Annotated in this window: 12 protein-coding genes; 11 read left to right on the forward strand and 1 reads right to left on the reverse strand. The window is 61.7% G+C overall.

Translation table 11 applies throughout. The features are described from left to right. Positions 1-20 precede the first annotated feature (20 nt). The gene (locus H1B37_RS26875; protein WP_182870368.1) at positions 21-821 is read right to left on the reverse strand and encodes a hypothetical protein; all 801 of its coding nucleotides are present in this window, start codon (positions 819-821) and stop codon (positions 21-23) included. Positions 822-1,391: 570 nt separating this feature from the next. Here H1B37_RS26875 and H1B37_RS26880 point away from each other — a divergent pair. The 11 genes from H1B37_RS26880 to H1B37_RS26930 all read left to right on the forward strand — a co-directional run bounded on the left by H1B37_RS26880 (position 1,392) and on the right by H1B37_RS26930 (position 13,835). Next, positions 1,392-1,820, forward strand: a complete 429-nt coding sequence (locus H1B37_RS26880; protein ID WP_220498391.1) for a type II secretion system protein — start codon at positions 1,392-1,394, stop codon at positions 1,818-1,820. A gap of 85 nt (positions 1,821-1,905) precedes the next feature. After that, entirely contained in the window at positions 1,906-2,415 is a 510-nt protein-coding gene (locus H1B37_RS26885; RefSeq protein ID WP_182870370.1) for a response regulator, read from the forward strand. Next, positions 2,408-3,940, forward strand: a complete 1,533-nt coding sequence (locus H1B37_RS26890; RefSeq protein WP_182870371.1) for a PAS domain-containing sensor histidine kinase — start codon at positions 2,408-2,410, stop codon at positions 3,938-3,940. The genes H1B37_RS26885 and H1B37_RS26890 overlap by 8 nt, the downstream gene beginning before the upstream one ends. 18 nt (positions 3,941-3,958) lie before the next feature. Further along, positions 3,959-4,291, forward strand: a complete 333-nt coding sequence (locus H1B37_RS26895) for an STAS domain-containing protein (RefSeq protein WP_182870372.1) — start codon at positions 3,959-3,961, stop codon at positions 4,289-4,291. Positions 4,292-4,309: 18 nt separating this feature from the next. After that, positions 4,310-6,145: a GspE/PulE family protein gene (locus H1B37_RS26900; protein ID WP_182870373.1), complete on the forward strand. Its 1,836-nt coding sequence runs from the start codon at positions 4,310-4,312 to the stop codon at positions 6,143-6,145. 4 nt (positions 6,146-6,149) lie between these two features. After that, positions 6,150-7,409 carry a type II secretion system F family protein gene (locus H1B37_RS26905; protein ID WP_182870374.1) on the forward strand — a complete coding sequence of 420 codons (1,260 nt, stop codon included), beginning with the start codon at positions 6,150-6,152 and terminating at the stop codon, positions 7,407-7,409. Positions 7,410-7,706: 297 nt separating this feature from the next. Then, positions 7,707-8,729 (forward strand): hypothetical protein, encoded by a 1,023-nt coding sequence (locus H1B37_RS26910; RefSeq protein WP_182870375.1) that lies wholly within the window; start codon positions 7,707-7,709, stop codon positions 8,727-8,729. Then, positions 8,726-9,586 (forward strand): hypothetical protein, encoded by an 861-nt coding sequence (locus H1B37_RS26915; protein WP_182870376.1) that lies wholly within the window; start codon positions 8,726-8,728, stop codon positions 9,584-9,586. Before H1B37_RS26910 ends, H1B37_RS26915 begins: the two co-directional genes overlap by 4 nt. Further along, positions 9,583-10,278: a hypothetical protein gene (locus tag H1B37_RS26920; protein ID WP_182870377.1), complete on the forward strand. Its 696-nt coding sequence runs from the start codon at positions 9,583-9,585 to the stop codon at positions 10,276-10,278. The genes H1B37_RS26915 and H1B37_RS26920 overlap by 4 nt, the downstream gene beginning before the upstream one ends. Then, complete coding sequence (locus H1B37_RS26925; RefSeq protein ID WP_182870378.1) at positions 10,268-10,852, forward strand: hypothetical protein; 585 nt, start codon at positions 10,268-10,270, stop codon at positions 10,850-10,852. Before H1B37_RS26920 ends, H1B37_RS26925 begins: the two co-directional genes overlap by 11 nt. A 148-nt stretch (positions 10,853-11,000) precedes the next feature. Continuing rightward, entirely contained in the window at positions 11,001-13,835 is a 2,835-nt protein-coding gene (locus tag H1B37_RS26930; RefSeq protein ID WP_182870379.1) for a type II secretion system protein GspD, read from the forward strand. The last annotated feature ends 11 nt before the right edge of the window (positions 13,836-13,846 follow it).

A 13,846-nucleotide genomic window follows, 5' to 3' on the forward strand; every position in this document is an offset into this window, starting at 1 on the left:
AGTGCTGATGAAGTGTCAAGTTACTGATAGGGCCAACGAGTGTCAACCAAGACCGCGGGGCGTAAGGTGATCGGAGCGACGGCATCGAAGACGCCTTCGCCGGGCACCGAGACACGCACCTTCAACTGACCGAAACTCGCCATGCCGATGGCCGATCGGGCGGATGCCCGGTCGTGTCGGTCGGTCAGTGCCGTGCGGCTTTCAAATGCCGGGCTGGTGTGGCGGATGATGCCGCGACGCGAGGCAAAGAAGCCGCCGGCATCGCCCACGGCCGGATGGGAGGTCGCCGGCCAACCGACCAGCGGCGCGATCGGGTTGCGAAGCGGCAACCGCACCGTCGCGACGCCATCGTCGGCAAACCGCAGCGGCGAATTCCAAACGATCGGCTTGAGGTTCGCATCGACGTAGCCGGTGAAATCGTGGGTCGGAAGCCGTGGCATCAATTCGAACCGTGCCGTGGCCCGCCGCACCGTCACCCTGCAGTCGTCGCTGCCGATCAACATCACTTTGGCCAGCCAACCATCGGGATCGGCATCGGAATCGAATTGTGCGATCTCGGCAGTCACCAAGGCGGACTGGGGACGCCGCGACCGGAGCGAGCGAGCGGCGTCGCGCTCGGCCGAAGCACGCTTGACCACGATGATGCGATCGCCGAGTTGCATTTCCGTGTACGCCGATGCGTCCTCGTCCGGAGTCGTCGTCGGCGTCACGTCCGATTCAAGGTTTTGGCCATTGGGTTCCTGGCCGTTGGTTCGGATCGCGATGCTTGCCAAAAGGATCGCAAAGATGATGATCCACAGGGGGCGTTGGTTCTCGTTCAACGGACGTCTCGATGATGGCGTGGGGTGAGTCGGGCGTGGGGTGTGCCGATGGGTGTGCCGATTCGGTTTGCAAATCCAGGGCCAAGCGAGAGCCAAGCGAGGGTGATCGGTCGGAATCGGCCCCGGTCTAAACCGCCACCGGTGGCGACCGACGCGGGGCGCGAGCGCTCGAATCCCTCTTCGGCGGCGAGCATTGGCCGCAAAAAAGAACTTTCCACGCGTGTCATTGCCGCGTCGTCGCGTTGGCGACGAAACGTTGCGTTGGCCGCACGCGCGATGACATCCTGCAACACGGTGTTCTGCCGGGGCAACGCTTGACGCACGTCCGCCACCGTTGATCAGTCGCAACGGTCGTGTCGGTTGCAATGCGACGGGGCACTCTTCAGGGTGGTCCAAAAGAACGGAATTTGCCCTTGCACGTCGTCCGTCAGACAAACCCGTCCTAGTTTTCAATGCGTCACAAGGCGGACCGGCACACGAATCGATGACCGTGGTCAACGATCGGTGTGGGATCGTCGTTCACAACAAATCAGCTGGCGCTTCAGCAATCAACCACAAGGGCAAATGGATATGACACGCAACAAGCGTCAAGGTTTTTCATTGATCGAAATGGTCATCGTGATTTTGATCCTGGGCATCATCGCCGCGGTCGCCGCGCCGCGGATGTTCGACACCGCCGAACAGGCAGAGATCAACACCACGCGTCAACAACTGGCCGTGCTGCGAAACGCGATCGAGATGTATCGCGCCAAAGAGGGCGAGTACCCGCCCAGCGGTGACTTGAAAACCGCGATGGCGGACATGCTGAACGGTCCGTTTCCGGTGCCGACGTTCGGTCCCGTTCGAGGGCTGGAGGAAGTCTATTACGACACCACGACGACCTCCGCTCCGGTTGTCCCGTCACCGGACGGTACCAGCGGCTGGGCCTACAAACCACACAACGGCAGTTTGAAATTGAATCTGGATCCGGCCGGAACCGACATCGGCAAGGATTGGTGAATCACGCCGCCGTTGTTCGTAACAGCTGTGTGATTGCCCCCCAGTTTTTCAAGACTGAAGCCTGCCCCTTCCGAGATCGCTTTTCATGTCCCCTACGCCGACCGTGCTGATTATCGAAGACGACCCCGTCTTTCGTCGGGTGCTTAGCTTTGCGGTTGCTAAAAGTGGACTCGCCGTGGAGACCTGCAACGACGGTGAAGCCGGATACGAACGTCTGCTCAAAGGCGGCATCGATTTTATCGTCACCGATTTCCAGATGCCGCGTTGTGGCGGCGTCGAACTGTTGCAGCGGCTCGACGCACTGGACGATTACCAACGCCCGCCGGCGATCCTGTGCACCGCCAAGGGCCTGGAACTCGATAGCGAACAACTTCGCCGAGACTTTCGACTGGCGTGCATCATGCACAAGCCGTTCAGTCCTCGCAAATTGAGTGAAGTGATCGTCCGGCATTTGGAACAAAAGGGCCAGCTCACCGCGTCGGACACCCCCCGTGTCGAAAGAGAGATTCCCACCCTGCCGCCGCTGAATTTGTCGCTTGGCTTGCCGCCGGGGCAGGGGATTCCCCATCCGCCTCAGGGCCATGGAGATGCCTAATTCCCAACCGACCAGCGCGGCCGGCAGCGGCGATCGCACCGCACCGGCCGTCGATGCAATCCGTTCCGATCAGACGCCCGAATCCGATCCGGCCGCTCCCGGTCAAGCCTTGGTCACGACCCGGATCGGCGTTCTATTCTGCATCACCGCCTTGTGCGCTTTGGTCTGCGGCGTGGCGGCCAGTTCGCTTCCGCAACTGCACTCGTTTCAGTCGCTGATGTGGGTGGCGACCGTGGCGGTTTGCTCGCTCAGCGGCGTGATGTCGATGCGTTCGGTCCGTACGCTCCGCACGATCGAAGCGGAATTGTTGCAAAGCGGCGGCAGGCCGGAACGTTGGCGAACGGTCCGCCCGATCATCGGTCAAGAAAGGATCACCGAGGCGTGGAACGAATTGCTGCGGGAAGCCGAGTCGGCGTCGATCCACAGCGATGAGCGCACGCCCGCCTCGTTGGATCAAGAAGCGATCACGCTGGCCCGCGCCATGCGTGGGTTGCCGACGGCCTGGGTGATCACGGACCTGGACGGCCGACTGCTATTTATCAGCCCGCCGGCGTGCAGTCTGTTCAGTCTGACCGAAGACGCCAACCACATCGGACGCGACTTGCTGGACCTGCTGGGGTTGCGAGCGGGCGACGATTCGGTGATCGACAAACGCCAACGCTTCCTCAGCAACGTGCGGATGATCCAGGAACGCCACCAAGTCACCATGGGCGGGGAACGCGTTCACTTGCGGATCGCCCGCTCCCGACTCGACGGCCGCAGCGGCGACGGCGAAGGGATGGCCTGGATCCTGACCGACGTGACCCAACAAGAATTGGCAACCCAATCGCGCGATCAGTTTCTGTTGACCGCGACCCACGAATTGCGGACCCCGCTGAACAATCTGCAAGCCTATGCCGAGGCGCTACAGGCCGAAGAAAACCTGGAAATCGATCAACAGAAAGAGTTCTGCAACGTGATCGTTTCCGAAGCCCATCGTCTGGGACGATTGGTCGATCAATTGCTGACCGTCGGCCAGATGGAAGCCGGGTCGATGGTCGCCAATCGGCACGAATTGGAATTGTTGCCGATGGTCGAATACGCCGCCGATCAAATGAAAGCCCAGGCCGAACAGAAACGTCAGCGTTTGGCGACGGACTTTGCCGCCAAGCTTCCCACGGTTTTCGGCGACCGCGACAAGCTGCAAGCCGCACTGGTCAACCTGATCGGCAACGCCGTCAAATACACCCCCGCCGCAGGCGAAATCATCGTCCGTTGCGGCGTCGTCGACAACTGGGTTCGCATCGACATCCAAGACAACGGCCCGGGGATCGAAGAGGAAGAACAGGACAAAGTGTTTGACAAGTTCTTCCGCGGCAGCAATGCGGCCGACAGCGAGATGCGCGGCAACGGACTAGGGCTGGCGTTCACTCGCGAAGTCGCCCGGATGCACGGCGGCGAAGTCGACTTGGACAGCGAGGTCGGCCGCGGGTCGACGTTCACGATGCGTCTGCCGATCGGCGGCCATTCACGCAGCGGTATCTAACGGGGGCGGAGTTCATCGATGGTCCGTCTTGATAAACACGGCAGCGTCTACGTCGTCCGCAGCGAAGGTCCGCTGCGGGCAGAAACGATCGGTCCGATCGGAGAGATGATCGGCAGCAAACTGACCGGCGGCGTCCCGGCCGTCGTTGTCGATTTTAACGACACCCCGCTGATCGATAGCCGCGGGTTGGAGTGGTTGTTGGATCTGAGCGATGAGTGCTGTCGTCGTGGCGGCTGTTTGCGGCTGTGCAGCGTCAGCGAATTGTGTGACGACCTGCTGCGAATCACCGGCGTCGGATCCAGCATCGAATCCTTTCCGGATCTGACGACCGCACTCGGCAGTTTTGCTTAAACGGAAGAGGTGATCGCCATGAAAACCAACTCGGATCCGTCCAATTCTTCCGTCGCCCTCGCCCCGCCCCGGATTGTGCATCCCTCACGCCGCGCCGGCAACGCGCACTCGGTCCAGCCGCTGGGCAGCCGACTGATCCAAGCCGGATTGATCCGCGAGGACCAGCTGGAAACGGCATTGGCGCACCAGGCCAGCGAAGAGGATCGGTTGCAGGCTTTGGCGGCCCAAGAGGGCACCGACACGATCGGCCGGGTCAAACGCAAACACTTTAAACGGCTCGGCGAGGTCGTGGCCGAACTGGGATTGGTCGACGAAGCCAACCTGCTTCCCATGCTGGGCGAACAACTGGGCGTGGAAGGCGTCAAGTTGCGCGAGGGGTTGATCGATCCGATCGCGGTTGCGTTGATTCCACGCGACTACGCCGAACGGTATCGCGTGCTGCCGCTGATGCGGGTCCGCGATGAGTTGACCGTCGCGATGGCGGACCCCCAAGATCTGGCCGCGATCGATGCGTTGGCCGATGTCAGCGGTTGCCGGATCCGCCCGGTTCTGACCCTGGCCAGCGGCATCGAACGGCTGTTGCCGCGATGCTATGAAGACGACTTCGCCGTCGATTCGGTCACCGCCGATCTAGACGTCGAACAGCTGGAACTGGACAGCGAAGCGATCGATCTGGACCTGCACGGCACCCAACAGTTGGCCGAAGGCAGCCCGGTGATCAACCTGGTCAACTATGCGATCATCCAGGCCGTCCGTCAGGGGGCCAGCGACATCCACATCGAAGCCGGCAAAAAATTCACCTCGATCCGGTTTCGCATCGACGGAGCGCTCCGCGAGGTCATGAAGCCGCGCAAGGAAATGCACGCCGCGATCGTGTCGCGAATCAAGGTCATGGCGAAGCTCGACATCGCTGAACACCGTCAACCCCAGGACGGACGGTTGCACGTGCGAATCAGCCGCCGCGACGTCGACCTGCGAGTCAGCACGCTGCCGACCGTGTTGGGGGAAAAGGTTGTGATGCGGGTGCTCGACCGCAACAGCGTCACCTTCGACCTGAACAGCCTGGGTTTGCCCAACGCCTCGTTGACCTCCGTCCGCCGCATGTTGTCGCGGCCGCACGGGTTGGTCCTGGTGACCGGGCCGACCGGAAGCGGAAAAACGACGACGCTGTATTCGGCCATCGAACTGATCAAAGGCATCGAACGCAACGTGATCACCGTCGAAGACCCGGTCGAATACCAGTTGGAATTGATCAACCAGGTCCAAGTCGCCAAAGAAACCGGGATGACGTTTGCCCAGGCCCTGCGGAGCATCTTGCGGCAGGACCCCGACGTGATCATGGTCGGCGAAATCCGCGACCGCGAAACCGCCGAAACGGCGATCCAGGCCGCCCTGACCGGACACTTGGTGCTGAGCACGCTGCACACCAACGACAGCGCCGCGGCGATCACACGTTTGATGGACATGGGGATCGAAAGTTTTAAGATCGCCGCCAGTCTGGTCGGCGTGATCGCACAGCGGTTGATGCGAAACCTGTGCCCGAACTGTAAAGAAACCTACTACGCCTCGAGCAGGACGCTGGAGGAATTGCACTACACCGGCGACCCACGCCAGAGTTTTGCACGCAGCCGCGGATGTGGTGAGTGTTACGAATCGGGCTACCGCGGCCGAACGGGAGTCTATGAACTGTTCGAAATCACGCCGGACATTCGCACGCTGATCAATGACGGCGCCGACTTGGAAACGCTGCGTCAATCACGCAACGGACCGTCGCTGTTGAGCGAGGGGATCCAGTTGGCGCAGGACAAGGTGACCAGTTTGGAGGAGGTCGGTCGGGTCGCACTGGTCGATTGAAGTCATGAAAGCGTTTTCACCCCTGACACCCTTGCCGAGCGATCGGGATGCCGCGTCCGCTTTTTCCGCCTCGCCGTCGTCCGATCGATTCGCCGTCGGTGAAAAGCCGTTCCGAGCGACCGGTAGCGAGCTGTCCGGACCACGCCCGGGGGCCCGAGTGAACCTGGCCGCCACGGCATTGGGGACGCCCACACGAAAGGCATCCCCCGGCGGCGTCTATCTGTTTCCCGTCTCGTCGTCGACGGTTTTGTTGAGCCTGAATCAATTGGCCGTGATGAGTCAAAATGGGGTGGAGATCGCCGAAGCGGTCGGACACGTCGCGGACCATTGCCAGGATCCGCGATTGGCGGCGTCGCTTGATGCGATCCACCTTGCGCTCAGCGGGGGCATGACGTTTTCCAACGCCGTGGCGACCCATGGCCAGTACTTTCCCGCTTCGTTGCCGGCCATGCTGGCCGCGGCCGAAGCAACCGGCGACGTTCCGCAAACCCTGGCCGACGTGTGCGAGCGCATGCGGGGGCAACTGGAAATGCGGGCATCGATCGTCGGTGCGATGATCTATCCGGTGATCTTGATTGCCGCCGCATCGGTCGTGATGACCGCGCTGATCCTGGGCGTGCTGCCTCAATTCGGACGCGTGTTCCAATCCACCGGGCGGCCCGTCCCGGCGTCGACGCAGTTCTTGTTGGATGTCGGGACGTTCGGGCGAGCGTATTGGATGATCTTGTTTCCCGTCGGATTTGCGATCCTGGCCGGGGCGTTCATGCTTCGACGTCATGCGTTGGTTCAGCGGCCGCTGGGCAAGATGCTGTTGTACGCGCCGATGATCAAGGACGCCTACCGACCGCTGATTGCCGGACGCTACTTTCGCACGATCGCGGCGATGGTCCGTGGCGGCGTGCCGATGTTGCAAGCGGTTCAACTGACACGCGACACCGTCCAAGACCGTTCGTGGCACGAGTTGCTCGGCCGGGTCGAAGACAATCTGATCGACGGACTCAGTGCCAGCGAAGCGCTCGCCACGGCGGACTTCCTGCCGACCGAGGCGACACAGATGATGGCGACCGGCGAACGGACCGGACGCGTCGCCGAAGTGCTGGACGACATCGGTCGGTTCTATGAACAAGAGGGCGGGCGAAAGATCAAACGTTTGGTCGTCGCGCTCGAACCCATGATCATCTTGCTGATGGGCGTCTTGGTCGCCGGGATCGTGATGTCGGTCATGCTGCCGCTGCTGGACGTTTCGACGATCCAAAAGGGGTGATCGGGCGGCGGCGATGCTCTCGACCGCCCGTCCGGATATTCCGATTGCGACGGCAACGCTAGTCCGACACGCCGGTCATGCTGTGCCGCAACGAGTGCGCTGCCCGCATTCATTTGGACGGTTCGTCTCTGTGACGTACATCCATGGTGATTGATCAATCGTGGATGAAACTTGATTACCGAGTCGCTTTTTCTCGCCCCACCCCTCATGACATCGGCCCCGCCCCAAACGTCGCATCCCTCGGTAGACGCCAGTCACGCTGCGCCGGAGACGACCCCTGGTCGACGAAGTCGTTGGTTGTCACAGACCGGCAAGGCCTTCGTCGGCATCGACGTGGGCGAACACGTGGTGCGTGTGGCAACGCTGCGCCCGATCGGTCGCAATCCGGATGACTTTGCCTGGGTCGGCCGGCACCAGTTTGAATTGCCGACCGAGCGAAACCAGGAGATGACGCCGGAGTGGTTGGAGGGTGTGCTGGAAACGGTGGACCAACGATTGCCGCGATGTATCGACGGAGACACCAATCTGACCGCCATCGCCTTGCCGATCGCCTGGACCCACTATCAAACCGTCGTCGGAAACGAGATCCCGCAAACGCGTCAGCGCTGTAGCGAAATGTTCGCGCGATCGGTGTTCCAAAGCCCGGCGCACCTGAGCCATTGGCCCGTCGTCGGGGTCCACCATGGGAAACCCGGTGGCGAAGACCAGTATGTCATCGCAGCCACGGCCGAGCAGACCGCGTGCCAGGTCACCGACATCGTCAGCGACAACGGCTACACCGTTCAATCGATTTTGCCGCACGGCGTCGTGCTGGCCCACGCCGCCGATTCGCTGACCGGGATCGACGCCCAATGTGTGTTGTGGCTCAGTCAAGCTTCGGCGCTGATCGCCATGCGGCACCAGACGGGCGTCGGGTTGACCCGCACGCTGCCTTCGGTACCCGATCAAATCCTACGTTTGGATCAGCCCGATCGTCCGTTGGACGCCCACGCATTACGTCCCTACCTGTCGGAGGTGGCCAGAGAATTTCGCGCGAGCGCGCGCTATGCCGCCCGCGCGGACATGACCGTGGCCTCGAAAAAGCCGATCTTGATCGCCGGTCCGCTCGCTGAAATTCCCGGCGTCGATGAAATCATCGCGACTTTGACGGAAACACCCGTCGCGGTTTGGTCGTACCAAGGGGCCCAGCGGCCGGCTGCACTGGCAAAACACCGCCATCGTGACCCGGAATTCGTTCGGCGACTCGACGCGTCGTTCGCCGGAGCACTCTCGCTGGCCCTGGCCGCTTCCCGTGGATCTCGGCGAGGGTACGGGCGATGAGACAGCAAACGCAGCACGAGACGGTCTCGTGTCACAGCGAGAACGACCTCGGAATTGACTTTGTCCCCGAGCCGTCCGGTGCCGCTGAAGCGATGCCGTGGCCGCCCGCCGATTCGAACGGCCGCGTGGATCGCCAGATGCCCGGACAGGAGGCCAACAGGCAGGCCCCCGGACTGGCACCCGACCAGACCACGCCCCAATCGGATTCGTCCGGCCAGTCGACCATCGTGCTCGATTCGCTGGGCGGATGGCAGGACTTTGAGCTGCTGCCGCCGAGTTACCGTTCGCGTCGTCACGCCGGGCAAGCGTTTCAGAAATGGTCGGGGGTGCTGTTGGTGCTGTTGTCGATCACCGTCGGCTCCTCGATCGCACTCTGGATGCGAGGCCAGCGATTGATCGCTAAGAACGCGGACCTGGTCACCCAATCCGCTCCGATCGCCGAGCTCCGCCGCAAGACACAGTTGTTGGAGGCCGAGAACGCGTTGCTGGAAAAATGGTGTTCCTGGGTCGAGTCGGCGAAACCGGACGACAGTGTGGCCCAAGTGATGGGCGCCGTCACGCTCGCCACCCATCCCGGACCCGCATTGCCGCCGCAGCAACATTTGGATGTCCAGTCGATCGACATCAAATTGCCACTTGAATATGACGCTTCGTTGAAAGAGCCGCCGAATTGGGCGACACCCCGATTCACGTTGACGGTGATGGCCAACAGCCGTGACGTCTTGATGCCTTGGAACGATCGCTTGGAGAAAACGGGGCGATTGAAGGACGTTGCGCTGACCACCCCGGGCGGTGCCTGGCGCGAGGCCCTGATTCGCGTCACCGCACAGCCGCTCGCATCAAGGTTGGTGCCATGAAGCCGAGCATTCGCCTGCGTCGCGGGACAAACAAGCGGCGCTCTCATTCTCCGCTGGTGGTGCGCTGGTTGAATACGCCGCTGCGCTGTCATCTGGTTTGTGGAATCATCGCCGTTGGATTGGTCGCGGTGACCTGCCTGTTGTGGTTGCGTCCAGAGAGCTTGGCCGCCGACCGCACGCATCAGCCACAGGAAATCGCCGAAGCGATCGAATTGATTTCCAACCGAAATCAATTCCGCAATCAATTTCGACATGCCCAACAGCAACGCGAGCAAAACCGGTTGCGCGTCGATCGGATTGCCGATTGGTTGCCGGAAAACCGATCGTGGGAAGACGTCCGATCGGTCTTGCAAGACGTCGCGGCGGATAGTGGCGTCCAGTTGGTGACCATGGATCGCGGGACCACACACGGCGGAATTCGTGTCGCGGTGCTGGACACCGAATGTGAAATCCAAGGCACCTACGGCAACGTTTGCAAGTTTCTGCACCAGATCGTCACCGCCGAGTTGCCGATCTGGTGCGACGAGATCCAAGTGGTCCGCGCCGATGGTTCCAATCGCCCCGCCGAAGCGAGCGGCGGCGATCAACCACCCGTCCGCTGTCTCGCCACGCTGTCGCTGAGAGTCCCCTACGCCGGGAAAGCGACCACGGCGGCAAAATTGTTGCGGCAAAGGAGCGACGATGACCGCTGAAGCCACTCGCACTAACAACCCGCATTCCCTCAGGCAGCATTCGCGCTCGGGTACGCCGCAAGATGCGAAAAAGAAAAAGCAGCTCGTCCTGGTCGCCGTCCTGTTGGTCGTGCTACTGGGCGCGCTGGTGTTTTCACCATCCGGTGGTGACCCCAGCGGTGCGGCCAGCCCGGCCGGCGGCAGCGCGGCGCCGTCGGTCAAAACGTCGCTCGTTTCGTTGAAACCGCTTTCGCAGCAGGCCCCGGGGGACCAACCGAATGATTTGACGCAGCGGTTTGTCGCCGTCGACCAGTTGCCCACGCTGGCCGACGACGAGCTGGCGGCGGTCGATTTGTTTCGCAGCGCGGCTGTCGAGATCGTCGAACCACCCGCCGAGCCGGCTGCGAAGCCAGCTGCGGAGCCGGAAAAGCCGAAACCCAGGGCGGAATACACGTTGGGAGCCGTCTACGGGGCCTACGACGGCAACGATCGCAAGGCCTTGATCGATGGCAAAATCGTCCAGCCGGGGCAAGAACTGGACGCCGGGGTGATCGTCCTGCAAGTCTCTCCAGAGGGCGTGGAAGTGACGCCGTAGACCCCGAATCTGGCAAAAACGGGTCAAGTTCACGGGTTTTCCTTCGCTGCCTCCTCTCAGACGCCGATACGTCAAGAGAGTTGGTTTATACCGATTGTGCGGATTATTTGGGTTCTCGTTTCATCCACGGCGCAAGGAAGCTCTCCGGATGCGGATTCTGTCTCTGGCGATCATCGCAGCCCTCGGTGTAGGGATGATGTGGTGCGCGCAAACCGCGGATTCCAACGATAAACGGGACGGCGGCCTCATCGTTACGCCCTCGGGTGCGCTCTCCGGGACGATCGCCGAGCGTGATTTCCAACCCGGCATCCCGAACCGACCACCCGCTGCGGTGCAACTCACCTCCAACGCCAAAGAAGACCGCCAACCGCTGCCGGCGCAACAACAGCCGCCGGCCGCCGATTCTCCCGTCGTTCTATTGCGCGGGAAATCCAAATCCGTCCTGCAGGCCGAAACCACACCAGCAACGGATTCCCCAGGCAATGCCCCCACGAGTGGGAGGGTCGAGCGTCGCGAGGGGAGGGCGGCTCGGAAGTCTACTTCCCATGACTCGGGCTCTGCGACCACGCCGAAACCGAACGCCACAACCTCGCTGCCAGCCGCCCATCAGCTGACTCCGCTGCCAGCGGAGATCCAAGCCGCTGCGATTCAGCTGGTCGCCGCAAACGACGACGCTGCCAGCGGTTCAATTGCATTGGCGGTGTTGGAACAATCGCGAGCCGATCGGCGGAAGACGTCCGAGATGTCGATCGCGCACGTCGAGCAAGTTCAATGGACCACGCGACGACCGGTGGTCAATCGGTCCGGTCGCAGCTTTCCGCCGTTGACATCGATGCCCTCGCCACCGACGGATCTGAAACCATTGCCGAAATCGTCGCCCGCGACGACCAAGAATCGCCCGGGTATCGAAACATCGCCGCGGCCGGAATCGAAGACGGGTGTCAGCGCGGCGATGTTGCCGCAACCCGACACGCCAAAATTCGGACTGGAAAGCTCTGCCCCAACGTCGGACTATCGCTCGGCATCAGCCCAGACGCGTCGGCCTGTCGAAAACTCTCCTGACCGCGACTTGACCGTTTCCGACGCCGCCCCGATCGTCGGACGCCAACGAAGATCAAGCGATGCTTCCAAAGGCGTCCCGATTGCGGGAAGCACGCCGACGCAGATTCCCGTCACTGCCGCACCTAAGGGCTCCGCTTCCAATGCAAGCGGATCGTCGCGGCAGAGGACTAACGCGGGAAACGCCCTGCAGCCCACTCGCGTGCCCGACCGGCTGCGCCCCGTGGCGACGTCGCGATTGATAGCGGCTCCCGAACCGGCCGGGGCGATGCCACAGCCGACGAGGCCGTCGCCGATGAAGGCTCCGTTCAATCCGTCGCGGCCGATCCCGTCGACCGACATCGGGAATATCCACGCAATCCAGGTTGCATCAACGCCGCAACCAACGCCGCAACCGCAACACGCGGCTTCGGTGAACACGATCCAACCGGTTGCCCACCGTGCCGGCGCGTCCGCCGAAGAACAACGTCAAGATGGAATCGCGGACTTGATCGTCGGTGCGCTGCCCCCGCCATCCGACGACGTCGTGCAAGTGGCCGCAGCGTCCGAGGCGAGTGAAGACCAAGAATTGAAGGCACCGGTTCCGCCCGCCATGCCGCCGACCGGCAAAAACGCCGTTGCGATCCCGTTGAAACCCGCTCCGGGAACCGACCGCGCGACGTTGGAAAAACACCAGGATCTGGTCACCCTGGTCGCCAACGATGCCGAGCTTCGCAGCGTGTTGCGGATGATCGCCGATCACCACAAGTTGAACCTTGTGATCGGGCCCGATGTGACCGGACCGGTCACGGTCAGTATTCGTGGTGCGCGATTGGACGAAGTGCTCGATGCGATCTTGGGCGTCGCCGGATTTCATTGGCATCAATCGGGAAACTTGTTGTACGTCACCGGGGCGGATGCGGCATCGTTGGACCCCAAGGTCCAAGGGCGACGGCTGCAGGTCTATCCGCTCAACTACGTTGCCGCCGCCGATGTGCAATCGGTCGTCACCGGATTGCTCTCGCCGATCGGTAAGGCGCATACCAGTGAATCCGATGCGGTGGACCAGTTGAAGACACGCGAATTGTTGATCGTCGAAGACAACGAAGCGGGGCATCAACGTGTCGCACATTACCTCGCCCAAATCGACGTGCCGCCGCGTCAAGTCTTGGTCGAAGCCCACGTGCTGCAAATCGACTTGGACGACGAAGAACGCTATGGAGTCAACCTGCGGGGGTTGGCTCGGATTTCGGGTGCCAAGGTGATTTTGGAAGGATCGAACTTCGCCGAAGAAAACCCCGAGGGGCCGTCATTTGCGTTCCGGATCAATGGGACCGACATGGGACATTTGATCGAAGCGATTCACACCAACACGAATTCACGCACATTGGCGTCTCCCAAAGTCAGCGTCGTCAATCGGCAAACCGCCAAGGTCCAAATCGGTCAACGCTTGCCTTACGCCGTCGCCACCACGACACAGACCGCGACGATTCAGAATGTCCAATTCTTGGATGTCGGAATCGTGCTGGAGGTCACTCCGGTGATCACACACGACGACCAGATTTTGATGACGGTGCTGCCCAAAGTCTCCGGCGGAAAGATCACCGAAAGCGGTTTTCCCGAAGAAGACACCACCCAGGTTTCGACCACGGTGCTGATGCCCGACGGCAGCGGGTTGGTCATCGGCGGTCTGATCCGCGAAACCGATTCTCAAAGCGATGCGGTCGTCCCGGTCGTCGGACAAATCCCGGTCATCAAGCGGCTGTTCAACAAACGCGCCGCCGAGAGTCGGCGCAACGAGTTGGTCGTCGCGCTGGTCACGCACATCATGCGGGACCCCAATCCGGTTCGTGAAAAAGAGTGCTTGGATCTGCAAAAGGCGTTGCCCCCGCATGCCGCATCGGAGCTCCGCTATTCGCCCGAAATCCGCTACTCGAACCATTAGGCTCTGTCCCA

Origin of the sequence: Stieleria mannarensis (assembly GCF_014154935.1) — a bacterium.
Lineage (GTDB): Bacteria > Planctomycetota > Planctomycetia > Pirellulales > Pirellulaceae > Stieleria > Stieleria mannarensis.

Coding starts and splice junctions, on each gene's coding strand:
- H1B37_RS26915 (WP_182870376.1), top strand. CDS start 8,726: ATGAGACAGCAAACGCAGCACGAGACGGTCTCGTGTCACAGCGAGAAC.
- H1B37_RS26890 (WP_182870371.1), top strand. CDS start 2,408: ATGCCTAATTCCCAACCGACCAGCGCGGCCGGCAGCGGCGATCGCACC.
- H1B37_RS26920 (WP_182870377.1), top strand. CDS start 9,583: ATGAAGCCGAGCATTCGCCTGCGTCGCGGGACAAACAAGCGGCGCTCT.
- H1B37_RS26895 (WP_182870372.1), top strand. CDS start 3,959: ATGGTCCGTCTTGATAAACACGGCAGCGTCTACGTCGTCCGCAGCGAA.
- H1B37_RS26900 (WP_182870373.1), top strand. CDS start 4,310: ATGAAAACCAACTCGGATCCGTCCAATTCTTCCGTCGCCCTCGCCCCG.
- H1B37_RS26905 (WP_182870374.1), top strand. CDS start 6,150: ATGAAAGCGTTTTCACCCCTGACACCCTTGCCGAGCGATCGGGATGCC.
- H1B37_RS26885 (WP_182870370.1), top strand. CDS start 1,906: ATGTCCCCTACGCCGACCGTGCTGATTATCGAAGACGACCCCGTCTTT.
- H1B37_RS26930 (WP_182870379.1), top strand. CDS start 11,001: ATGCGGATTCTGTCTCTGGCGATCATCGCAGCCCTCGGTGTAGGGATG.
- H1B37_RS26880 (WP_220498391.1), top strand. CDS start 1,392: ATGACACGCAACAAGCGTCAAGGTTTTTCATTGATCGAAATGGTCATC.
- H1B37_RS26925 (WP_182870378.1), top strand. CDS start 10,268: ATGACCGCTGAAGCCACTCGCACTAACAACCCGCATTCCCTCAGGCAG.